Annotated in this window: 21 protein-coding genes and 1 pseudogene; 8 read left to right on the top strand and 14 right to left on the bottom strand. The window is 71.5% G+C overall.

Going from position 1 to position 20,982, the window contains the following annotated elements; all coding sequences use genetic code 11:
• Nucleotides 1-1,184: 1,184 nt before the first annotated feature.
• From CLV40_RS09070 to CLV40_RS09060, 3 genes and pseudogenes are all read left to right on the top strand, one after another.
• The gene (locus CLV40_RS09070; protein ID WP_245931180.1) at nucleotides 1,185-2,150 is read left to right on the top strand and encodes a hypothetical protein; all 966 of its coding nucleotides are present in this window, start codon (nucleotides 1,185-1,187) and stop codon (nucleotides 2,148-2,150) included.
• 134 nt (nucleotides 2,151-2,284) lie between these two features.
• Nucleotides 2,285-3,046: pseudogene (locus CLV40_RS09065) on the top strand (dolichyl-phosphate beta-glucosyltransferase); the annotation flags it as partial.
• Nucleotides 3,047-3,098: 52 nt separating this feature from the next.
• Nucleotides 3,099-4,997: a glycosyltransferase family 39 protein gene (locus CLV40_RS09060; RefSeq protein ID WP_104478736.1), complete on the top strand. Its 1,899-nt coding sequence runs from the start codon at nucleotides 3,099-3,101 to the stop codon at nucleotides 4,995-4,997.
• A 99-nt stretch (nucleotides 4,998-5,096) separates the two neighbouring features.
• Here the strand turns inward: CLV40_RS09060 and CLV40_RS09055 are convergent, their stop codons facing one another.
• Nucleotides 5,097-5,510: a VOC family protein gene (locus CLV40_RS09055; RefSeq protein ID WP_104478414.1), complete on the bottom strand. Its 414-nt coding sequence runs from the start codon at nucleotides 5,508-5,510 to the stop codon at nucleotides 5,097-5,099.
• Nucleotides 5,511-5,520: 10 nt separating this feature from the next.
• Nucleotides 5,521-5,940 carry a helix-turn-helix transcriptional regulator gene (locus tag CLV40_RS09050; protein WP_104478413.1) on the bottom strand — a complete coding sequence of 140 codons (420 nt, stop codon included), beginning with the start codon at nucleotides 5,938-5,940 and terminating at the stop codon, nucleotides 5,521-5,523.
• Nucleotides 5,941-6,128: 188 nt separating this feature from the next.
• On the opposite strand from CLV40_RS09050, the gene CLV40_RS09045 reads away from it, so the two are divergent.
• Nucleotides 6,129-7,622 (top strand): M1 family metallopeptidase, encoded by a 1,494-nt coding sequence (locus CLV40_RS09045; RefSeq protein WP_104478412.1) that lies wholly within the window; start codon nucleotides 6,129-6,131, stop codon nucleotides 7,620-7,622.
• Nucleotides 7,623-7,721: 99 nt separating this feature from the next.
• Here CLV40_RS09045 and CLV40_RS09040 read toward each other — a convergent pair whose 3' ends face one another.
• Nucleotides 7,722-8,186: an Lrp/AsnC family transcriptional regulator gene (locus CLV40_RS09040; RefSeq protein ID WP_104478411.1), complete on the bottom strand. Its 465-nt coding sequence runs from the start codon at nucleotides 8,184-8,186 to the stop codon at nucleotides 7,722-7,724.
• Between the two features lie 79 nt (nucleotides 8,187-8,265).
• Here CLV40_RS09040 and CLV40_RS09035 point away from each other — a divergent pair, with 79 nt between their 5' ends.
• Together CLV40_RS09035 and CLV40_RS09030 are read left to right on the top strand one after the other, a co-directional pair.
• Complete coding sequence (locus CLV40_RS09035) at nucleotides 8,266-9,312, top strand: Glu/Leu/Phe/Val dehydrogenase dimerization domain-containing protein (RefSeq protein WP_245931179.1); 1,047 nt, start codon at nucleotides 8,266-8,268, stop codon at nucleotides 9,310-9,312.
• 161 nt (nucleotides 9,313-9,473) lie between these two features.
• Nucleotides 9,474-10,850: a lamin tail domain-containing protein gene (locus CLV40_RS09030; protein WP_245931178.1), complete on the top strand. Its 1,377-nt coding sequence runs from the start codon at nucleotides 9,474-9,476 to the stop codon at nucleotides 10,848-10,850.
• A gap of 37 nt (nucleotides 10,851-10,887) precedes the next feature.
• On the opposite strand, the gene CLV40_RS09025 is transcribed toward CLV40_RS09030, so the two are convergent.
• The 3 genes from CLV40_RS09025 to CLV40_RS38765 are packed head-to-tail and all read right to left on the bottom strand — an operon-like array spanning nucleotide 10,888 to nucleotide 12,205.
• Nucleotides 10,888-11,427: a hypothetical protein gene (locus CLV40_RS09025; RefSeq protein WP_146107973.1), complete on the bottom strand. Its 540-nt coding sequence runs from the start codon at nucleotides 11,425-11,427 to the stop codon at nucleotides 10,888-10,890.
• 32 nt (nucleotides 11,428-11,459) lie between these two features.
• Nucleotides 11,460-11,840: a hypothetical protein gene (locus tag CLV40_RS38770; RefSeq protein ID WP_219823936.1), complete on the bottom strand. Its 381-nt coding sequence runs from the start codon at nucleotides 11,838-11,840 to the stop codon at nucleotides 11,460-11,462.
• Nucleotides 11,837-12,205 carry a Rossmann-fold NAD(P)-binding domain-containing protein gene (locus CLV40_RS38765; protein ID WP_219823951.1) on the bottom strand — a complete coding sequence of 123 codons (369 nt, stop codon included), beginning with the start codon at nucleotides 12,203-12,205 and terminating at the stop codon, nucleotides 11,837-11,839. The genes CLV40_RS38770 and CLV40_RS38765 overlap by 4 nt, the downstream gene beginning before the upstream one ends.
• Before the next feature lie 4 nt (nucleotides 12,206-12,209).
• On the opposite strand from CLV40_RS38765, the gene CLV40_RS09015 reads away from it, so the two are divergent.
• Complete coding sequence (locus CLV40_RS09015) at nucleotides 12,210-12,581, top strand: winged helix-turn-helix transcriptional regulator (protein WP_245931177.1); 372 nt, start codon at nucleotides 12,210-12,212, stop codon at nucleotides 12,579-12,581.
• Here CLV40_RS09015 and CLV40_RS09010 read toward each other — a convergent pair.
• Complete coding sequence (locus CLV40_RS09010; protein WP_104478408.1) at nucleotides 12,575-13,222, bottom strand: DUF899 domain-containing protein; 648 nt, start codon at nucleotides 13,220-13,222, stop codon at nucleotides 12,575-12,577. The two genes, CLV40_RS09015 and CLV40_RS09010, sit on opposite strands and share 7 nt — an antisense overlap.
• 80 nt (nucleotides 13,223-13,302) lie before the next feature.
• On the opposite strand from CLV40_RS09010, the gene CLV40_RS09005 reads away from it, so the two are divergent.
• Nucleotides 13,303-13,788, top strand: a complete 486-nt coding sequence (locus CLV40_RS09005) for a winged helix-turn-helix transcriptional regulator (protein WP_104478407.1) — start codon at nucleotides 13,303-13,305, stop codon at nucleotides 13,786-13,788.
• Here the strand turns inward: CLV40_RS09005 and CLV40_RS09000 are convergent.
• The 7 genes from CLV40_RS09000 to CLV40_RS08970 all read right to left on the bottom strand — a co-directional run bounded on the left by CLV40_RS09000 (nucleotide 13,755) and on the right by CLV40_RS08970 (nucleotide 20,942).
• Complete coding sequence (locus CLV40_RS09000) at nucleotides 13,755-14,465, bottom strand: SDR family oxidoreductase (RefSeq protein WP_104478406.1); 711 nt, start codon at nucleotides 14,463-14,465, stop codon at nucleotides 13,755-13,757. The two genes, CLV40_RS09005 and CLV40_RS09000, sit on opposite strands and share 34 nt — an antisense overlap.
• 35 nt (nucleotides 14,466-14,500) lie before the next feature.
• Nucleotides 14,501-16,009 (bottom strand): hypothetical protein, encoded by a 1,509-nt coding sequence (locus tag CLV40_RS08995; protein ID WP_104478405.1) that lies wholly within the window; start codon nucleotides 16,007-16,009, stop codon nucleotides 14,501-14,503.
• A 72-nt stretch (nucleotides 16,010-16,081) separates the two neighbouring features.
• Nucleotides 16,082-17,338: a (3,5-dihydroxyphenyl)acetyl-CoA 1,2-dioxygenase DpgC gene (dpgC, locus tag CLV40_RS08990; protein WP_104478733.1), complete on the bottom strand. Its 1,257-nt coding sequence runs from the start codon at nucleotides 17,336-17,338 to the stop codon at nucleotides 16,082-16,084.
• Nucleotides 17,339-17,373: 35 nt separating this feature from the next.
• Nucleotides 17,374-18,030, bottom strand: coding sequence for an enoyl-CoA-hydratase DpgB (gene dpgB / locus CLV40_RS08985; protein ID WP_104478404.1), 657 nt, complete (start codon nucleotides 18,028-18,030; stop codon nucleotides 17,374-17,376).
• Nucleotides 18,024-19,124 carry a 3,5-dihydroxyphenylacetyl-CoA synthase DpgA gene (gene dpgA / locus CLV40_RS08980; RefSeq protein ID WP_104478403.1) on the bottom strand — a complete coding sequence of 367 codons (1,101 nt, stop codon included), beginning with the start codon at nucleotides 19,122-19,124 and terminating at the stop codon, nucleotides 18,024-18,026. Before dpgA ends, dpgB begins: the two co-directional genes overlap by 7 nt.
• A gap of 112 nt (nucleotides 19,125-19,236) precedes the next feature.
• Nucleotides 19,237-20,301 (bottom strand): glucose-1-phosphate thymidylyltransferase, encoded by a 1,065-nt coding sequence (locus tag CLV40_RS08975; protein WP_104478402.1) that lies wholly within the window; start codon nucleotides 20,299-20,301, stop codon nucleotides 19,237-19,239.
• 23 nt (nucleotides 20,302-20,324) lie between these two features.
• The gene (locus CLV40_RS08970; RefSeq protein WP_104478401.1) at nucleotides 20,325-20,942 is read right to left on the bottom strand and encodes a dTDP-4-dehydrorhamnose 3,5-epimerase family protein; all 618 of its coding nucleotides are present in this window, start codon (nucleotides 20,940-20,942) and stop codon (nucleotides 20,325-20,327) included.
• Nucleotides 20,943-20,982 lie beyond the last annotated feature (40 nt).

The following is a 20,982-nucleotide window of genomic DNA, read 5'->3' as shown; positions in this document are numbered from 1 at the left end:
CTGTCCGAGGTGGACTGTTCGGGGAAAGTTCCTGACCAGCCTGGACAGAACCTTGTCAACCCGCGCCGCGGGTCTCCCGCGCGCCGCGCCGCCGACTACCGTCGGTGTGATGTCGCGGCGCGCAGAGAGGAGTTCCACCATGGAGACCGAGCTACCCCGCCACCCCTCACCGCGCTGACCCCACCCCTGGTGGTGGTCCCCGTCGGCGGTCCGGCCGGAGCCGCGCCCCGCCGCCGGTGACGGGTGGCCCACGTGCCTCGCGCGCGGCCGACCAGGCCCCGCTGAGGACGCACGTGGTCGGGCCCGAGATCCGCCGTGACGTCCGCCGCGGGGCGCGGGCGCCAGCGGTCCGTCGGACTCGACCGACCACGTGCCGGGCCCCCGGAGCACACCCCCGAACCCCGGTCGCGCCGTGCCGTTCCCGGCCCGACCCCTCCGCCGTCGAGGCGTCGAGCCGTCGAACCGCTGGGCCTTTCCGCCCGCGACCCCAACTCCCCCGCGTGAACCGGTTTCCACCGGCGAATATGCCAAATGGCACGTTCGGCACGCGCCACGTGTCATCGTGCCCCTCTCCTCCCCGGGGCAAGGTTGTTTGTGCGGGACGGTGAATCTCTTGGAGGGGACGAGATGAGAATGCTGACGACGGTGGGTTCGATGGCGCGCTTGGGGTTCTGGCTGTTCCTCGCGGGCCTGGGCGCCGGGATGCTGCTGGTGTCCGGCCTGTAGCGCCGACCCGACCGCGATCCGAATGACTTTCACCCATATCGGGGGCCTAACACGAACACGGGTCCTGGCTCGAGGCTGCCCGGACCCGGAAAAGGAGGTGACGAGATGGAAAGCCACTCAATCACGGCATGGGTACTCCTGCTGGTGTGAGGCAAGCCGTTGCGGGACAACGGGCGGGGGCGCGGGCCGGGGGCCTGCCGCTCCCGTCCACTCCAGGGGCGGACGACCGGGGGGTCGTCGCGGGGGACGAGGGGAAAGGCCGGGGGGAGGGTCAGCCGGTGGCCCGCGGGAATCGCGGGTCACCGGCCATACTCACCCGTTCGAGTGGCCCCGATGTGCCCACGGTGGGCATTCGTTCACCACGGGGGCGCTGGTAACGGGACATACGGCTCTGCGATGCTGGGAATCGGAGGGGAATAGCCGTGCGGTCGAGGGTGGTGGATGAACAGGTGGTTGGGGTGCAGATCGCCGACGTGGTCACCGAGTTGAAGGAGATCCGGCGCGGCCGCGGGGTGCGGTCCGACGATCTGCACAACCGGGTCGGCCGGGCGCTGCGCATGGCGTGCGGCATCACCGGCATCGATGACCCGGCGCTGGTGCGCCGCAAGCTGGTGCTCCAGCTGACCCACCTGAGCGCGCGGCTGCCGTCCGACCTCGACCTGGCCGCATCGGTGGCGCTCGGCCTGCACAAGGAGGCCGACGGCGGGTTCCTCGACCAGCGCATCGACTGGCTGGCGACCCGCTTCGACCGGGACCCGCGCACCGCCCGCAGGCGGGTGGACAGCGCGTTCCAACTGCTCGCCGAGCTGCTCTACGACGTGGGCATGCGCGACCGCAAGTCGGGTTCGTACTCCCCCGACGGCTGGTACGTGGAGTCGCTGCGCGCGGCGCTGCGGCTGGACCTGGACGTGCCGACGCTGACCGAGCAGCGGCAGATCGTGGCCGCGGTCGACGAGCTCGACGAGCTGGTGCTGTCGCTGAGCGCGCCGCGCGACCAGGCGATGCCGGAGGAGGGCCCGGAGATCCGCGCCGAGATCGCCTACGGCGGCGAGATCGTGGAGGAGCAGCGGGTGTCGTCGGGCCACACCAGGTTCGTCGTGCGGCTGCCCAGCCCGCTGAGCCTGGGCCAGCGGCACGACTACAGCATCAAGTTCACCTCGTACCCGAGGTCCTGGATGCGCCCGTACTACGTGTTCACGCCGCTGCGCCGGTGCGAGGGGTTCTCGGTGCGGGTGCGGTTCGACCCGGCCAACCCGCCGTCGCGGGTGTGGCGGATCAACGGCCTGCCCAGCAAGGCGTTCGAGGACTTCGCGCCCGGTGAGGACCGGCTGCACATCGACCGGGTCGGCGACATCGCCCTGGAGTTCCACGACCTGCAGCAGGGCCTGAGCTACGGCCTGCAGTGGGAACCGCCCATCCGCTAGGCCCAGCCACCAGGCCCATCCGCTGGTCCGGTCCACTGGTCCGGTCCACTGTGGTCGGGCGCACAGCGCGAAGCACAGGCTCCGCATAGGTCGGGCACAAGCCCGGCAAAGCGCCGGTGCCGATCGTTGTGGGCATGACGGCGATCGCGGATGAGCCCCGGGCGGGCGGACGGCTGGACGACCGGCGCGGCACAGTCGTGCTCGACGTGGTCGTCCCGGTGTACAACGAGGAAGACGACCTCGAGAGGTGCGTTCGGACACTCCGGGCGTACCTGGCGGTCTCGGTGCCCTACCGGTTCCGGATCACCATCGCGGACAACGCGAGCACCGACGCCACCCCCGGGGTGGCGCGGGCGCTGGCCGCCGAGTTCGCCGAGGTGGAGGTCTTCCGGCTGGAGGAGAAGGGGCGCGGTCGCGCGCTGAAGGCGGTCTGGTCGGCTTCCGACGCCACCGTTCTCGCCTACCTGGACGTCGACCTCTCCACCGACCTGGCCGCGCTCGGCGTGCTGGTCGCGCCCCCGCTCTCCGGTCACTCCGATGTGGCCATCGGGTCACGGCTGGCCCGTGGTGCGCGTGTGGTGCGCGGGGTGAAACGAGAGGTCATTTCCCGCTGCTACAACAGGATTCTCCGCACGGTCCTGCGGGCGAGGTTCTCCGACGCGCAGTGCGGCTTCAAAGCCGTCCACCGCGACACCGCGCGGGCCTTGCTGCCGCTGGTCGAGGACACCGGCTGGTTCTTCGACACCGAGCTGCTGATCCTGGCCCAGCGCAACGGGATGCGGATCTACGAGGTCCCCGTGGACTGGATCGACGACCTAGATTCCACTGTGGACATCGTGGCCACCGCCATCGCGGACCTCAGGGGTGTGGCCCGGATGTGGCGCACCCGGTCCCGCGCGACCGCCGCCGCCCGCGCACTCACCCCCGCCTGAGCCTGGAGAGATGACCATGACCGCCCTGCTCGACGCCCCGGCCCCGGCGGCGGACCAGCCGCCCGCCACCCGACGACGGTTCCTGCGGGGACCGCTGGACCAGCCCGCGTTCGTGCGACCCGCGTTCCTCGGCCTGCTCGTGGCCACCGCGGTGCTCTACTTCTGGGACCTCACCGCTTCCGGCTACGGCAACGGTTTCTACGCCGCCGCCGTGCAGGCGGGCACGCAGAGCTGGAAGGCGTGGCTGTTCGGCTCGCTGGACGCGGGCAACGTGATCACCGTCGACAAGCCGCCCGCCGCTTTGTGGGTGACGACCGCGTTCGCGCGGCTCTTCGGTTTCTCCAGCTTCACCGTGCTCGCGCCGCAGGCGTTGATGGGTGTGGGCGCGGTCGCCTTGCTGTACGCGACTGTCAAGCGCACCAACGGTCCCGTGGCCGCGCTCGGCGCGGCGGCGGCGCTGGCCGTGACTCCCGTCGCGGTGCTGATGTTCCGCTTCAACAACCCGGACGCGCTGCTGGTGCTGCTGCTCGTGGCCGCCGCGTACTGCGTGGTGCGGGCGCTGGAGAAGCCGAAGTGGCTGCTGCTGGCCGGTGCGGTGATCGGGTTCGCGTTCCTGACCAAGATGATGCAGGCGTTCCTGGTGCTGCCCGCGTTCGCGCTGGTGTTCGTGGTCGCGGGCCCGGGCGGGCTCGGTCGGCGGCTGCTGCACCTGCTCGGCGCGCTCGGCGCGCTGGTCGCCGCGGCGGGCTGGTACGTGGTCCTGGTCGACCTGTGGCCCGCCGACAGCCGCCCGTACATCGGCGGTTCGACGGACAACAGCCTGCTGGAGCTGGCCCTGGGCTACAACGGCCTCGGCCGCGTCCTCGGTGGCGAGGGCAACGGCGGCGGTGGCGGCGGTTCGACGGGGTTCGGCGGGGAGACCGGCATCGGCCGCATGTTCGGCGCGTCGTTCGGCGGCGAGATCTCCTGGTTGCTGCCCGCCGCACTGATCGCCCTGGTCGGCGGCCTGTGGTTCACCCGACGGGCACCGCGCACCGACCGTACCCGCGCCGCGCTGCTGCTGTGGGGCGGCTGGCTCGTGGTGACGGCGCTGGTCTTCAGCTACATGGGCGGCACCACCCACCCGTACTACGCGGTCGCCCTGGCGCCGTCGATCGCGGCGCTGGTCGCGATCGGGGTGCGGGAGCTGTGGCGGGGCCGGGCGGCCTTCGCGCCGCGGGCGGTGCTGGCCGGGATGGTCGCGGTCACCGCCGCGTGGGACTACGTCCTGCTGGCCCGGGACGCGGACTTCCTGCCGTGGCTGAGGTTCCTGGTCGTGGCCGTGGGTCTGGTGGTGGCCACGGTGCTGGTGATTGGTGTGCCGCGGGCCCGGAAGGTCGTCGCGGTGGTGCTCACCGCCGCGGTGCTGGCGCTGGGTCTGGGCAGCGCGGCCTGGGCGGTCACCACGGCCGGTGCGGCGCACACGGGTTCCATCCCGACCTCGGGGCCGACGTCGAGTGCCGTGGGCGGCGGCACGGGTCCCGGCGGTGGCACCCGGTCCGGTTCGGACAGCACGACCCGCATGGGGTCCGGCGGGCCCGGTGGCTCGGCGTCGTCGGAGCTGACCGCGCTGCTGGCGGCGAGCGACGCGAAGTGGGCGGCGGCGGTGTCCGGGTCGCAGACGGCGGCGAGCCTGGAGCTGGCGACCGGGAAGTCCGTCATCGCCATCGGCGGCTGGAGCGGCACCGACGACGCGCCGACGCTGGCGCAGTTCAAGGCGGCCGTCGCGGCGGGCGAGATCGACTACTACCTCTCGGGCGGCCAGGGTGGCGGCGGCCGGGGCGGCTCGGGCTCGGCGTCCGAGATCGCGCAGTGGGTGCAGGCGAACTACACGGCCACCACCGTCGGCGGCTCGACGGTCTACGACCTCACCTGATGAACCCCGCGGCCCGTGGACGCGTGTCCCACGGGCCGTGGGACGACAAGGCCTCGCCCGGCGGCTTCCCCACCCGCCGGGCGAGGCTGTTCGCGCAGGTCAGGAGTGGGCCTGGTTGATCCGGATGAAGTTGCCGGACGGGTCACGGAAGGCGCAGTCGCGGGTGCCGTAGTGCTGGTCCATCGGCTCCTGGACGACCTCGGCGCCGCTGGCCGCGACGCGCTCGAAGGTGCCGTCGACGTCGTCGGTGGCGAAGGCGACGCCGCGCAGCAGGCCCTTGGCCATCAGCTCGGCGAGGACCTTGCGGTCGGCCGGGGAGGTGTTGGGGTCGGCGGCCGGGGGTTCGAGGACGATCTCGACCCCGGGCTGGTCGTCGCTGCTCAGCGACACCCAGCGCATGCCCTCGTAGGCGATGTCCTTGGTGACCTTGAGGCCGAGGGCGTCGCGGTAGAACTTGAGGGCCGCCTCGTGGTCGTCGACGGCGATGAACGTGTGCGAGAGCGTGAGCGTCATGCGGGGAACGCTACGTGCCCGCCGCGCGGCGGGCTTCTCCGTTCCTGACCGGTCGGGTGAACCGCTTGGTGTAGCAGGCGGGGATGTCGGCGATGTCCACGTGCGACCGCGCGCGGTAGGCGCTCGGTGACTCGCCGACGAGTTCGGTGAACCGGGAGCTGAACGAGCCGAGCGAGGAACAGCCGACGGCGAAGCACACCTCGGTGACGCTGAGGTCGCCGCGGCGCAGCAGGGCCTTGGCGCGCTCGACGCGGCGGGTCATCAGGTAGCTGTGCGGGGTCTCGCCGAACGCGGACCGGAAGGCGCGGGCGAAGTGGCCGGTGGACATCAGCGCGCCCCGGGCCAGGGTCGGCACGTCGAGGGGCTGGGCGTAGTCGCGGTCCATCCGGTCGCGGGCCCGGCGCAACCGGACCAAGTCGTCCGTGGGCACGCGGTCAGCATCGCACACGCCACCCCCACCCGGCCCAGCCATCTGGGTGAAATGGCCCACGCGGCCGCGCGCCAACACGAAAAAACGGTCATCGCAAATATTCCCAATCCCTAGGAGGACTCCTTTGGCTGTATGGCGCCGACGGTTCCACCGCTAAGTTCGGCGGCGCCCACGAGGGAAGGGAAAACATGCGAAAAACAGTTCGCGCCAGCTCCGGTCTGACACTCGCCTGCGTGGCGTCCGTGCTGCTCACAAGCGTGGCATCGGCCGCTCCGACGCCGGGTGCGCCCAGTGCGGGCGACCCCTACTACCCCGGTGCCGGAAATGGCGGATATGACGTTTCGCACTACGACATCAGACTCACGTACCAGCCCGCGACCGACCTGCTCTCGGGCACCACGACCATCTCCGCGGTGACCACGCAGGAATTGTCCCGTTTCAACCTTGATTTCGGTCTCAAGGTCAATTCGGTGCTGGTGGACAACGCCCCCGCGACCTTCGCGGCCAACACCGACGGCCACGGCGAGCTCGTCGTCACCCCGGCGCGGCCGTTGCCGAAGGGCAAGCAGGTGACCGTCGCGGTCGCCTACGCGGACAAGCCGTCCACCGTGAAGATCGACGGCCAGACCGGCTGGGTCAAGACGCCCGACGGCGCGCTGGCGGTCAACGAGCCGCAGGTCTCGGCCTGGTGGTACCCGGGCAACGACCACCCGACCGACAAGGCCACCTTCGACGTCTCGGTCGAGGTCCCCGACGACGTGTCGGCGCTGTCCAACGGCGCCCTCGTGCGCACGACGAAGAACCGCGCGGGCTGGACCCGCTGGTCCTGGCGCAGCACCCAGCCGCAGGCCACGTACCTGACGTCGCTGGAGGTCGGCAAGTTCGAGGTCCTGCGCCAGACGACCCCGGACGGCCAGCCGTTCATCACCGCCTACGACGTCGACCTCGGCGAGTCCCTCGGCGCGGCCAAGGCCAGCATCGAGCGCACCCCGGAGGTCAACGCCTTCCTGGCCACCCAGTTCGGCCCGTACCCGTTCGAGGCCCAGGGCGGGGTGGTCACCGACGGTCAGACCTTCTCGCTGGAGAACCAGACGCGCCCGGTGTACGGCGCGCGCAACTTCATCTACGGCGCCAACACGTCCCTGATCGCGCACGAGAACGCGCACCAGTGGTTCGGCGACAGCGTCGCGGTCGGCCGGTGGAGCGACATCTGGCTGAACGAGGGCTTCGCGACCTACGCCCAGTACCTGTGGTCCGAGCACGTCGGCGAGGGCACGGCCGACGAGCTGGCGCAGTACACCTACGACCGCATCCCCGCGTCCGACCCGTTCTGGCAGGTCCTCCCCGGCGACCCCGGCGCCGACCGCCAGTTCGACAACGCGGTGTACGACCGCGGCGCCCTCACCCTCCACACCCTCCGCAAGACGGTGGGGGACCAGGCGTTCTTCCAGATCCTGCAGCGGTGGACGGCGGCGAAGAAGGGCAGCACGGGCCGGATCACGGAGTTCATCGCGCTGGCCGAGCAGGTGTCGGGCAAGCCGCTGCACGCGCTGTTCCAGACGTGGCTGTACACGGCGGGCAAGCCCGCCGTCGGCCCGAACGGCGCGACGCTGGCGGCGAAGACGCTCGTGGAGCCCAAGTCGTTCAAGCAGATCCAGCAGGCGCACCACGAGGGGCACTGACGCACCGGAGCCGGGCGGGCACTGCCCGCCCGGCTCCACTTCTGTCCAACCCCTGCTCGACCTGGTCGAACAGCGCGGCCCGCCGTTCCGCCTCGGTCGCTACTCGCTCGCGGGGAGGGGTTCGAGGACGGTTTTGCGGTGGTGGCGGAAGATGACCGAGCTGCGGAAGGCCACCACCTCCTTGCGGATGGCCAGTCGGTCGACGAGGAACGAGTGCAGGCGGTCGATGTCGGGGACCGCGACGTGGATGAGGAAGTCGTCGCTGCCCGCCGTGACGTAGACGGACAGCACCTCGGGCAGGTCCAGCAGGGACCGCTGGAAGGTGTCGATGACCGCGCGGCTCAGGGGGCGGACTTGGGCGGAGACCAAGGCCTCGACGGATCGGTTGAGGGCGGTGGGGTCGATGTCGGCGTGGTAGCCGCGGATGACGCCGCGTTGGCGGAGGAGGCGGATTCGTTCCAGGCAAGTTGATGGGGCGATGCCTACCTTGCCGGCGATGTCGCGGTTGGATTGCCGGGCATCCGCTTGCAACAGGGCCACGATGGCCGAATCAAGTTCATCCACGATCCCGGTCCTCCGCTGCGCGCCGAATGTTGTTCGGCACCGAGGCTATCGAGCTGTCCATCTGACTACCTTCGTGGCCATGACCAGCACTTCGTTCGCGCACGAGCAGCTGATCGTCCGCCGCGGGCGGCGCTCCGGCGTCACCACCGCGGTGGCCATCCACTCGACCACCCTCGGACCGGCCATCGGCGGCTGCAGGCTCAAGCCGTACCCCAGCCTGGACTCCGCCATCGAGGACGTACTCCGCCTGTCGTCCGCCATGACCTTGAAATGCGCCGCCGCCGAAGTGGCTTTCGGGGGCGGCAAGAGCGTCATCGCCGCCCCCGAAACCCTGACGCCGCAACGCAGGTACGAGGCCATGCTGGACCACGCCGACCTGGTCGCCGAACTGGGCGGCACCTACCTCGCGGGCCCCGATATCGGCACCGGTACCCAGGACATGGACCTGCTGTCCCCTAACGCCTTCTGTGCCACAACGGGCGCCGGCTCGTCCAGCTTCCCCACCGCACTGGGGGTTCTGGCCGCGCTGCGAGCCGCCCGGCCGGACCTGGCGGGACTCAGCGCCGTCATCATCGGGTTCGGCTCGGTGGGCACCTACCTGGCCGAGCACCTCGCGGCGGCGGGCGTTCAGGTCACCGTGTCCGATGTGGACCCCCACGGCCGGGAGCGGGCCTCGGGGTTCACCTGGATCGACCCGGACCGCGCCCTGTCCGCCGACTGCGACATCCTCATCCCCGCCGCCACCGGCGGGGTGCTCACCCCGGACACCGTCCCCGCCCTCCGCGCCCCGCTGGTCGTCGGCCCGGCCAACAACCAGCTGAGCGACGACGGGGTGGCCGACCGGCTGGCCGCCGCGGGCGTCACGTGGATCCCCGACTTCATCGCGAGCGCGGGCGGCATCATCCACACCCTGGCCCGGGAGGTGGACGGCGTGCCGCACGAGGAGGCCCTGAACAGGGTGAACGCCATCGAGTGCCGCACCGCGACGATCCTCGCCGCCGCCCGGCACTCGGGCGCCACACCGCTGGCGGAGGCCCTCGCGCTGGCGAACGCCCGGCTAGGATCGCCGTTCGAACCAGGGGGTGGCGGGTGGGGCGCGACGACAAGCGGGACAAGATGTCCCTGACGCAGATCGAGTCCGACGACTGGGGTCCGCCGCCCGCGAACCCTCGTAGGCCAGTTCGCCGACCGTTCACACGATGCTCACGCACCGGAGGGTGCCGTGTTCGGGGCGTGCTCGGAAAAGTCGGGGGTCGGCCCATCGGATCGACCCGAGGACGGACTCCCGTGACCGAATCACCCTGGCGGCGGGCCCGCGTTGTCGTGTGCGCGTCGCTCATGCTCGGCGCGTTCGCCGCGGTTCCCGCGCAGGCGGCGCCCGCCGACGACATCCGGATCAACGAGGTGGTGACCACCGGCACCGTCAACGACTCCATCGAGCTCTACAACAAGGGCACGAGCGCCGTCGACATCTCCGGGTGGGTCCTGAAGGACGACAACAACAGCTCCAACTACACGATCGCGGCGGGCACGACGCTGAACCCCGGTGCCGCGCGGGCCTTCGACGTGCACGGCAAGTTCGGGCTCGGGTCCGACGACGACGCGCGGCTCTACCTCGCCAACGGCACCACCCTGGTCGACAGCTTCGGCTGGACGTCCCACTCCGCGCCGTCCTGGTCGCGCTGCCCCAACGGCACCGGCTCGTTCACCGACGCCGCCATCACCCTCGGCGCCCCGAACGACTGCCTCGCCGCCACCTCCTGGCCCGGCGGGAGTTCGGTGAGCAACGCGGACGCCTCGAACGCGTTCGGCTCCGATGTGAGCGGGCTCTACCAGGAGAGCAGCGGCGTGCTGTGGGCCGCGCAGAACTCCGGCAAGTTGTGGCGGCTGGTGCCGAACGGCACCGGCGGGTGGAAGGCGGACACCGCGAACGGGTGGACGTCGGGCAAGACCCTGCGCTACACCGGCGGATCCGGCGCGCCGGACAGCGAGGGCGTCACGGTCCCCGGCACGGGTGGCGTGTTCATCTCCAGCGAGCGCAACGGTGACGCGTCCGGTACGAGCAGGTTGTCCGTGCTCCGCTACGACGTGAGCGGGTCCGGCACGAGCCTGACGGCGACCCAGGAGTGGAACCTGACCGCAGGCCTGCCGTCGGTCGGCTCGAACCTCGGTTTCGAGGCCATCACCTGGATCCCGGACGCGACCCTCACCGCGACGGGCTTCTCCAACGAGGCCACCGGTGCGGCCTACAACCCGAGCCTCTACGGCGCGCACACCGGCGGCGTCTTCTTCGTCGCGTTGGAGGGCAACGCCACGGTCTACGGCTACGTGCTCCAGGACTCCGGCACCGCCACCAAGGTCGCGACCATCGCGAGCGGCATGGACGGCGTCATGGAACTCCAGTGGGAGCCCCAGGCGTCCCGTCTGTGGGTCGTCTGCGACAACACCTGCGACGGCGAGCACCGGACGTTCACGATCAACGCGTCGGGGGTGTTCGCGACCGCCGCGGTCTACAACCGCCCGAGCGGCATGCCGAACTACAACAACGAGGGCTTCACCCTCGCGGGCGCGGGCGAGTGCGCTTCCGGCAGCAAGCCCGTGTACTGGGCCGACGACAGCAACGACAGCGGCCACGCGCTGCGCAGGGGAACGGTCAACTGCTGAGGCTCGTGGCCCCGGTTTCGGCCGGGGCCACGGCTTGCTAGAAGGACCATTCCACGCCGCCTTCGGCGAGGTTCGACCGGAACACGATGAAACCGTTGGTGTGCTTGGTGTCGAGGACGATCAGCCCCCGGTACTCGGTGCCTCTCGCGTAGCGGTCGCGGGTCAGGTACTGCTCGGGGCGAAGGCACGGGCCAACCTCCACCACCTCGGTCTCGGTGCTGCCGTCTGGGGCGGTGACTTCGAAGTCGCCGGAGGTGATGGGGACCTCCCACTCCTCCGGGCTGAAATCGTCGGTGGTGCGGAGGGTTATCGCCAGCGCCACGCGGTGGCCGTGCGCGGGGTCGTCGGCGCACGGGGGATCGATAGTGATCTTGTCGATGGCGAAGAAGAACAACACCTTGCCATCCGGCGCCTCCATCCCCGCGCGTTGACCGACCTGTTTGACCAGGTTCCCCCGCGTGGAGGTGGAAGGCGGCGCGGACCACATGGTGGTGGGCGCGGGCAGCAGGTCGGGTGGCTGGGCCGAGCAGCCGACGGTCAACGCCGCCAGGCAAATCACCAGGCTTCTCCAACGCACGGCGGCTCCTCGGGTCGGTGTACCCGTTCTGCCTACCAGGCCCGGCGCCCCAGCAGTTCCTCGGTTACCGCCAGGAGGCGGCGGGCGTTGGCGGGGTCGAGGGATTTCAGGGACAGGTCGACAGCCTTGCCCCGATCGACGGCGGTCAACGGGTGCGCGGGCGGCGAGTCGAGGAAACCGTGGACGGGGTGGATCGCTTTGGCCACCGGTTGGGCGGCCACCCCGGCGATGGCCGCGAGGAGGAGCCGCATCGGGGGGCTGAGCGGGGAACGGTCGCCGCTGCGGGTGAAGCCGGGGTGGTGGAGGACGTACCGCGCTTTGCCGAGTGAGCGGTCGGCGTAGGCGACGCCCAGCAGGTCGGTGGCCCGACCGGCCTGGAGTTGGGCGGTCGTGACGCGGTAGCCGCGGGTCAACTGGAGGTCGTCCCAGTGGATCGACCCGGCGGTGGTCCCGACGCCGGCGACGCTGACGATGACCGGATGGGGGCTCTTGTCGAGCAGGGCCCCAGCTCCACGGACAGCAGGTATCGGCTCAGGTAGTAGAGCGCGAACGTGTGCTCCAGCCCCTCGGCCGTCTCCCGCCGCCGAGGGCTCAACCGGTTGGCGAACAACAGGAGCGCGTCCACCGCGTCGACCTCCCGACCGATCTCGGCGATCACGCGTCGCGTGTCGGCGACCGAACTCAGGTCCGCCTGGTGGAACCGCGCACCCGCCTCGACCAGCACCCGGCCCTTCGCCGGATCGCTGCCGATGACGATCACGGTGTCAGGTACGCACATCGGTGTGCCCGCCCAGCTCCCGTCACCCGTCCCGGCGGCCGAGTACGAGACCTGTCCGGTCACGGAGGTCCTGCGCCGCGTGGGTGACAAGTGGACACTCGTCGTGCTGGTGCTGTTGGGGCGCCGCCCGTACCGGTTCAACGAGCTGCACCGGGCGATCGAAGGCATCAGCCAGCGCATGCTGACCAGGACCCTGCGGACGCTGGAACAGGACGGGTTGGTGGATCGGGAGGTGCACCCGACCGTCCCGCCGGGTGTGGAGTACCGGCTGAGCCCGCTCGGAACCAGCCTGCTCGGCCCCTTGTCCGCGCTGGCGGACTGGGCCACCACCCACCACGACGAGATCGCGGCGGCGCGTGCGCGGGGTGGTCAGTAGTCGTCGTGTAGGCGCCACCAGGTGTAGGGGGCGGTTTGGGGGTGGCCGTCCGGGGAGTCTTCCCAGGTTTCTTGGCGGCCCAGTGGGGTCAGGTCCAGGAAGGTCCAGGTGCTGCCCAGGCGTTCGACGCCGCGGGAGGTTGTGAAGTAGGTGCGGTAGATGTCGTTGCCGTTGCGGAGGAAGACGTTGAGGGCGAAGCCGGTGCCCGCGTCGAAGTCGTCGTGGAAGGTGTTCCCCTGGGCGGAGTACCAGGGGATTTGCCAGCCCATGCGGTCGCGGAAGGCGTGCAGGTCGGCCAACGGGCCTGGAGAGGACCAGGCCATGGTGGTGTCGCGGGCGTTGAGGTGGGCGAGTTCGCCGACGTTGTCGGTGAACAGCGCGCAGCCGGAACACGGCTCCGCGCCCTCGTGCCACATGAAGCAGTAGACGATGAGCTGGCTGCGGCCCTCGAACATGTCCAGCAGCGTCACCGGACCGTCCGCGCCCTCGAAGACGTAGTCTTTCTCGACCGCCATGGCGGGCATCCGGCGCCGCCGGGCCGCCAGCGCGTCCAGTTCGCGGGTGATCCGCTTCTCCTCGGCGAGGATCAGGCCCTGCTCGCGCCGCCACTGCGACGGCGGCACGACACTCGGGGTGACCACGGCCGACCTCCTTGGTTTCGTCAGGGAACTCTAACCCAAGAGAGTCCCCTGAGGGAACCCTCTTGGGTTAGACTCGCCCCATGCAGCGAACCCGGTTCTCGGAGATGGCGTGCTCGATCGCGCGCACCCTGGACGTCATCGGCGAGCCGTGGTCGCCGTTGATCCTGCGGGACGTCTACGTCGGGATCAACCGGTTCGACCAGCTCCAGCAGGACCTGGGGATCTCCCGCAAGGTCCTGTCCGAGCGGCTGAAGTGGCTGGTCGACAGCGAGATCCTGACCCGCGTCGAGTACTCCAGCAAGCCGCCGCGCTATGAGTACGGGCTCACTGCGCGTGGGGTGGAGTTGTGCGACCTGCTGCTGGTCATGGTCCGGTGGGGCGACCGGTGGTTGGCGGGGGCGGAGGGGCCGCCGGTGCTCTACCGGCACCACGCGTGCGGGCAGATCAGCCACGTCGAGCCGCGTTGCGCGGTCTGCGCCGAACCGATGCGCGCCACCGACATCGACGTCCTCCCCGGGCCCGGCATGGCGGGTCACCAGGAGATGGGGCCCGCCGCGTCGAAGTAGCCGCCGGTGGGACCGTCGGGGGTCAGGCGGGCCAGGCGCACGATGATCTCGGCGCCCTGTTCGACGGTTTGCGTCCCGGTGCCGCCGTTGAGGTCGGTGGCGGTGTAGCCGGGTTCCACGGCGTTGACGCGGATCTCGGGGAACGCCTTGGCGTACTGGATGGTGAGCATGTTCAGCGCGGCCTTGGACGTCGGATAGGCGACCCCGGGATACCGGTGCGCGGGAGTGCCCGGCGTGGCGACCCGGGCGAGGGACGCGAGACCGCTGCTGACGTTGACCACGACCGGGGCCGGTGAGCGACGCAGCAACGGCAGGAAAGCGCGCAGGACGCGCACGGGTCCGTAGACGTTGGTCTCGAACGTGCGGCGCAGGAGTTCGACGGTCAGCTCCGCCGCCCCGACCACGACCTCACCACCGCGGTGCTCCGGCGCGATGCCCGCGTTGTTGACCAAGACGTCCAAGCCGCCGTCCGCCTCGATGATCCCGGCGGCGGCCGCCACCGATTCATCGTCGGTGACGTCGAGCTGGACCGCCCGCACCCCGAGCCGTTCGGCCGCCTGCCTGCCGCGCTCGGCGTCCCGGCTGCCGAGGTACACGGTGTGCCCCGCCGCGCTGAGCCTGCGGGCCGTCTCGTAGCCGAGCCCCTTGTTGGCGCCGGTGATGAGTGTTGTCGTCATGGCCGCGCACACTAGGAGTTGGTGCGCGCACCAGGTCAAGGGACGAGTGACGCCATCGCCGCGAGGGGCAGCGACGAGTTGCCTGCTGCCGCCATGGCGGTTGCCGGGTCGGCGGCGAGGAGGGCGGTGATGGTCGGGGCGGGCAAGGCGGGGTGGGCGGCGGCGAGTGGTTTGGCCTTGGGATCCGCCAGGCACGGGAGGAGGGCGGTGGCCGTCGCGTTCGGGTGTCGCGCGATGGCGTGGAGGGCCTTGCGGATCGGAGGTCGGTGGAGGGCCAGTTCCTCGAGGAGGGCCGCCGGGGCGTCCGGGTTGGCGGCCACGGCGGCGTGGACACGGATCCCATGGCGGTCGACCACCGCCCGCAGGCTCGCCTCGGACAGGCCCGGGTGGGCCGCGATCGACGCGGCCACCTTGGCATCCGGATCCGCGGCGAGGACGTCCCGCACCGCCGGGGGGAGGTCGCGGCGCTGGGCCAGGAGCATCCGCAGCTCCGGGTTCGGGGAGGCCGCCAACTCCCCCACCTCGGCGGCGGTGGCGGCGGCGACGCGCGGCAGCAGCACCGGCCCGATCCGCGCCGCGTCGGTGAGCACCGCCAGCACGTCCAGCGGAACCCGGGGGTTGTGGGCCAGGCCGCGCCGCACGTCGTGGCCGTCGTCGAGGACGAGGGCGCGGATCAGGTCCTCGTCGATCGCGGGGTTCTCGGCCAGGGCCCGCCGCACCCCGGGGATCGGGTCCGCCGCCAGCCGCCGGTAGGTTGACGGCGGCAGGTCCGGGCGGGACGCGAGTTGTTCGCGCACCGGCAGCCACGGGTCGTCGACGAAGCCGATCACAGCCTCGGCGGGCGTGGCCGGGTTTCCCACGACCCGCCACCGCGTCGTCACCACCGTCGACTCGTGGGAACCGTCGCAGGACGCCCCAGCAGGCAGGTCGCAGCCCACCCGCTGACACCCCGACTCGTGCCGGAACGGGATTTCCTCCCGCGCACAGACAAGACACTCCTTCGCGGACGGAAACCCTTCTCCGCCGAGCAATCCCGCGAGCACCGCAGGAGAAGCCGCCTCGTTCAAGGCCACCGCGGCGCGCACCTCGGCGTGTGGGTGCCGAGCAAGCCGATCCACCACCTCCGCCGACGTCGTCCACAGCGCCAGCTCCGCCACCACCCGCGGATCGGGGTCGGCGGCCAGCCGGTCCACGACCTCTCCGGGAAGCCCCGGGCACTCCGCCAGCCGAACCCGGTGCTCGACGACCGGGTCCGCCGCGAACCCGGGCGCCCACTCCGCCCCGGTTCCCGCGGCCAACAACGCCAACGCGGCCAACGGCCGCGCCCGGGGATCCACGACGTCTGCCGCGAGCAACCCCGCCCGCACCAGCACGACCGCTGTCTCCGGGCACCGCTCGACCAGCCGCACGGCCCGCGCCACACCCAAATCCCCGCGCCGAGCCAAGTCGTCGGCACCCGGGCCGTCCGCGACCTCGATCAACCGGTCCAGCAGCCTCGACGGCAACGCGGGATTGCGAGCGAGCCCCCACAGCACGACATCCACACCAGACGATATCGCGCGAACCCAACGGAAAACGGTCTGCCGCCAGGATGTCCCCGGCTGGCAGACCACGGCTCAAGCCGAACCCGCCGCGAACCTGCCGACCTTGCCGATCACGTCCGCGCCGTAGATGCGCAGCGCCTGCTGGAGCGCGAACTCCGCCATGTACCGGCGGAACTCGTCGGGCGGCTCCTCGGTCAGGTTCAGCATCCGCCGGTTGGCCAGCACCGCGTCCCCGTCGAGGCGGGTCACCGCGCTGTCGATCGCGGCGTCCATCCCCTCCGGTGGGACGACCTCGTCGACGACCAGCCGCGCGTCCGGTTCGTCGGCTCGGATCCGGCGGCCACCGAGGATCACCTGCCGGGCCACCCGCGACCCGGTGAAGCGGGTGAGCCGGTAGTTCGCCGCGCCGGGGACGATCCCCTCGGTCGCCGCGGGCAGGCTCAGGTACGCGTCGGACGCCGCCAGCACGTGGTCGAACACCAGCAGCAGCTGGGCTCCGCCGCCGATGGCGAAGGTGTCCACCGCCGCCACCCACGGCTTGTCGATCAGCGGCGAGTGCCAGGAACCGCCCGCGAGCACGCCGCGCACGATCTTGTGCAGGTAGCCCAGCTCCCGCCGCAGCAGGAAGTCGACCAGGGGGATGTCGCCCGAGCTGAGCTTCTTGAGGTTGATGCCCGCGCAGAACACCCGGCGCCCCTGGTAGCGGGGATGGCTCATCTCCCCGCCCCGCAGCAGCGCCACCCGGGTGGCCGGGTCGAGCAGCACCAGGTCGACGGCGGTCTCCATGTCGTCGACCTGCTGGGCGTCCTCGGCGTTGAGGCAGTCGTCCCGGCACAGGGTCAGGTGCGCGACACCGTCCCGGCGCTCCAGCCGGACCGCTGCCATCCGCACGACACCGGACTCGGTGAACTCCGGCAGCAGCGCGAGTGCCCTGGTCGTGGGCCGGAGCATGGCGTCGAGCAGGTGCGGACCGGCCTTCGGGGAGCGCAGCACGCCGCGCAGGAAGATCCCCTGGTCGATCTCGCGCCCCTCCTTCTCGCCCTGCCGCCGCGCGCGCTCGACCGCCATCTGCTCGTCGGTCGGCACCAGGCCGGGATGGGCGCGCGCGGCGGCTCGGACGAGTTCGTCGATCCGCAGGTACCGGGTTCGTCCGTCGGTGAGCTCGTCGTAGATCTCCTCGGCGCGCGCGTCGACGTAGGCCGCGCGCGCCGCCCTGATCCCGTCGAGCGCCGTGGCCGCGGCAGCGCGCTGCGCCACGTCCCGGGCGGGTGGCACGGGCAGGTCGGCCAGCAGGTCGTCGACGCGGCGGGCCGACTCCGCCAAGGCCATGCGGTCGAGCGGGGCGCGGGGCGTGGCTTCCACCGTCACGACGCGGTTTCCCTGCGCAGGGCCCGGTCCGCAGCGGCCAGGTGCGCGCCGAGGGCGTCCTCGAAGGCGGTCGCGCCCGCCTCGAAGATCAGCTGCCTGCGGATCGCCACCTCCGCGCCGTCCAAGCCGTCCGCCGCCGCGGCCAGCCCGGCCAGCGTCGCCGCGGGGTCGGCGGACACCTCGTCGACCAGGTTGAGGGCGAGCGCGCGGTCGGCGTCGATCGGGGTGCCGAGCAGCACGGCGCGCCGGATGGCCGCCGCGCCCGCCTGCTGGGTGAGCCGGTGCACGGTCATCCCGGGCCAGGTGGCGCGGCCGATCCGGGAGAGCAGCAGCCGAGTCCCCTCGGCGACGACCCGGACGTCCGCGGCGAGCAGCAGGTCCAGCGCGGTCCCGGCGCAGTCGCCCGCGGCGACCGCCACCGTGACCCGGCCGAGCCGCTCGAACCGGCGCACGGCGCGTTCCCACTTGGACACCAGGCCGACGGTCAGCTCCCGCGCCCAGTCGGCGGCCGGGACACCCGTGACGTGGACCGCGACCGGGCCGGGCTGCCGGTGGTCCTCGGCGCGGTCGCACAGGGCGGCCAGCTCCTCGACCGCGGCGGCCGACAGCGGTCGGGAGCCGTCGACGCGCAGCAGCAGTTCACCGTTCACCATTGGATCAGCGCCATTTCGATCGTGGAGCCGGGCCCCATGGTCATGAGCACGCCGTAGTCGCCGGGGCGGGCGACGCCCTCCTCGGCGAGGCGCTCGTAGGAGAAGAGGAAGGAGCCGCTGGAGAGGTTGCCGTAGTCGCGCAGCACACCCGTGGTGTGGCGGACGTCGTAGCGGCTCAGGCCGAGGTTCACGACGACGGCGTCGACGACCTTCTTGCCGCCCGAGTGCACGACCCAGTGCCCGATGTCGCTGCGGCGCAGGCCGGTGCCGGAGAGCAGCCGGTCGGCGACGACCTCGGCGTGCGCGCCGACGACGTACGGGATCTGCGGGTCGAGGAAGAAGCTGAACCGGTCCTGGTCGCGGTCCCAGTCGTAGCGCATCGCGTCGAGCGCGTCGGTGATGATGTAGCTCGCGAACTTCAGCACCCGGGGACCGGGCACCCGGCCGTCACCGGAGACCAGCGCGACGGCGGCGGAGCCGTCGCCGAAGAGGCTGTTCACCACGGCGGTGCGCATGGTGCCGTCGAGGGTGTACGCGGCGGAGCACGCCTCGCTGCACAGCACGACGCCGAGTTCACCGGGGTGCGCGGCGGACCAGCCCGCCACCACGTTGAGCGCGTTCAGGCCCGCGTTGCACCCCATGCCGACGATGTCCGAGCGGCTGCAGTGCGGGTCGATGCCCATTTCGCGGATGACGAGCGCGCTCAGCCCGGGGGTCAGGAAGCCGGTGGAGGTGACGCAGCACAGGTGGCGCAGGTCCGACAGCGACGCACCCGCCGACTTCAGGCAGGCCTCCAGCGCGCGGCACCCCATGTCGACGGCCATCTTCTTGTGCTTGTCGAGCAGGTCGCCCTGCGGTTCCGACCCGCGCCGCCCGTCGGGGCCGACCGGCGGGAGGGTGAGGAACCGCCGGTCGATGGCGCTGTTGAGGAAAACCGAGCGGATCCGGGGGTCCTCCACCCCGAGCACGTCGAGGAGTTCGGTTTGCGAGTAGGGCGTTTCGGAGACCGCGGTCCCCACGCCCGCGACACGGGTGATCTCCGTCAGTCCGCTGTGGATGGAAAGGTCCGCCGCTGGTGTGGCGATCGCCGTCATCGGTACATCCACCCCCAGCTCCGGTGCTTGCCGCGCAGGAGCAGCCTGACTTGCGAAGCGGTCATCGCCCTCACCTCTCGTGGATGGTTGTGGACACAGTGGACTTCTCGGCTCACGCCGCGGGTTCGATCCGCGTCGCGGCGCCGACGACCAGGCTGCACGGGCCCGCGCTCGGCGGTAGCGAGATGGTCGCGCCGTGGCCGATGACCGAGTCCCGCAGGTCGGTCGGCCCGGCGATGGACACGTCGTCCATGACGACCGAGTCGCGCACCCGGGAACCGCGCACCGCGCAACCACGGCCGATCGACGTGCCCGGGCCGATGTGGCAGTCCTCGACCACGGTCCCGGCACCGATCAGCGCCGGACCCTCGATCCTGGTGCGCACGACCCGGGCGCCGGCCTCGATGACCACCGGGCCGCGCAGCTCGGTGGCGGAGTCGATGTGGCCGTGTACAGCGGGAACGAGGTCTTCGAGCAACCGCCGGTTGCACTCGAGGACGTCCTCGACCTGGCCGACGTCGCGCCAGTAACCGGTGTGCTCGACGGCGTCCACCGCGCCGCCGTGGTCGATCAGCCACTGGATGGCGTCGGTGATCTCCAGCTCGCCGCGCGCGCTGGGCTCGATGGCCGCGACCGCGCGGTGGACCGCCGCGGTGAAGAAGTAGACGCCGATCAGCGCGAGGTCGCTGCGCGGCCGCGCAGGCTTCTCCACCAACCGCTCCAGCGTCCCGTCCGGCCGGAACTCGGCCACGCCGAACGCGCGCGGGTCGGCGACCTTGCGCACCACCACCTGCGCGTCCGGGCGGGTCGCGGCGAAGCGCTCGGCGTGCCCGCCGATCCCGTCCGGGAGCACGTTGTCACCCAGGTACATGACGAAGTCGTCGTCGCCGAGGAACGCCCGGGAGATCGCCACGCAGTGCGCCAGGCCCAGCGGGCTGACCTGGGGGATGGCGGTGACGCGCAGGCCCAGCCGGGACCCGTCGCCGAGCGCCTCCTGGATCCGGGTCGACGCGGCGTCGACCACCACGCCGACCTCGGTGATGCCGAGCGCCCGCAGGTTCGCCAGCACGTGCTCCAGCACCGGCCGGTTGGCGATGGGCACGAGCTGCTTGGGGGTCGAATAGCTCAACGGGCGCAGGCGGGTCCCCGACCCGCCCGCGAGCACCAGGGCCTTCATGGCGAACGCGCTCCTTCGCGACGTCAGGCGGAGACCGGGGTCCCGGACAGCCGCCGCTCGATCTCCCGGCTGGTGGCGTAGTCCGGCAGCAGGCCCTGCCGCCGCGCCTCGGCGAAGGTGATGGCGACCTGGTCCCGGTCGGACAGGATCGGCTCGACACCCGGGTCGATCGGCAGGCCCAGCGCCGGGTCCAGGGCGTGCAGGGCCAGCTCGTCCTGCGCGACGTAGCCGCCGGAGAGCATGTACGACATGACGGTGTCGTCCTCCAGCGCGACGAACGCGTGGCCGACGCCGACGGGGAAGTACATCGCCCGGTGGTCGCGCTGGTCCATCAGCACCGCGTCCCACTCGCCGAACGTGGGCGACCCGACCCGGATGTCGACCACGATGTCGAGCGCCGAACCGCGGGCGCAGTAGACGTACTTGGCCACGCCCGGCGGTGTCACGGTGTAGTGGACGCCCCGCACCACGCCGCGCTTGGACAGGCTGTGGTTCGTCTGCGCCACGGGGAACAGCGGGCCGCCGTGGGCCTCGATGAAGGCCTCTTCCTGGAACGGCGAGATGAACAGGCCCCGGTCGTCGGGGAAGACGCGGGGGGTGAACTCGATCGCGCCATCGACAGCCAGTTTTCGTGCTTGCACAGCGGCTCCTGTGATTGGAGTGTTCTGCGGGGTCGGGCCA

Source organism: Actinokineospora auranticolor, from assembly GCF_002934265.1.
Taxonomy (GTDB): domain Bacteria; phylum Actinomycetota; class Actinomycetes; order Mycobacteriales; family Pseudonocardiaceae; genus Actinokineospora; species Actinokineospora auranticolor.
This window is presented reverse-complemented; position numbering and strand designations above follow the sequence as displayed.

What these genes read in the sequence shown, in the direction of transcription:
- CLV40_RS09000 (WP_104478406.1), bottom strand. Translation starts at nt 14,465, where the DNA reads ATGACGACAACACTCATCACCGGCGCCAACAAGGGGCTCGGCTACGAG.
- CLV40_RS38765 (WP_219823951.1), bottom strand. Translation starts at nt 12,205, where the DNA reads ATGTGCGTACCTGACACCGTGATCGTCATCGGCAGCGATCCGGCGAAG.
- CLV40_RS09045 (WP_104478412.1), top strand. Translation starts at nt 6,129, where the DNA reads ATGCGAAAAACAGTTCGCGCCAGCTCCGGTCTGACACTCGCCTGCGTG.
- CLV40_RS09005 (WP_104478407.1), top strand. Translation starts at nt 13,303, where the DNA reads ATGCAGCGAACCCGGTTCTCGGAGATGGCGTGCTCGATCGCGCGCACC.
- dpgB (WP_104478404.1), bottom strand. Translation starts at nt 18,030, where the DNA reads ATGGTGAACGGTGAACTGCTGCTGCGCGTCGACGGCTCCCGACCGCTG.
- CLV40_RS09035 (WP_245931179.1), top strand. Translation starts at nt 8,266, where the DNA reads ATGACCAGCACTTCGTTCGCGCACGAGCAGCTGATCGTCCGCCGCGGG.
- CLV40_RS08975 (WP_104478402.1), bottom strand. Translation starts at nt 20,301, where the DNA reads ATGAAGGCCCTGGTGCTCGCGGGCGGGTCGGGGACCCGCCTGCGCCCG.
- dpgA (WP_104478403.1), bottom strand. Translation starts at nt 19,124, where the DNA reads ATGACGGCGATCGCCACACCAGCGGCGGACCTTTCCATCCACAGCGGA.
- dpgC (WP_104478733.1), bottom strand. Translation starts at nt 17,338, where the DNA reads ATGGCCTTGGCGGAGTCGGCCCGCCGCGTCGACGACCTGCTGGCCGAC.
- CLV40_RS09060 (WP_104478736.1), top strand. Translation starts at nt 3,099, where the DNA reads ATGACCGCCCTGCTCGACGCCCCGGCCCCGGCGGCGGACCAGCCGCCC.
- CLV40_RS09055 (WP_104478414.1), bottom strand. Translation starts at nt 5,510, where the DNA reads ATGACGCTCACGCTCTCGCACACGTTCATCGCCGTCGACGACCACGAG.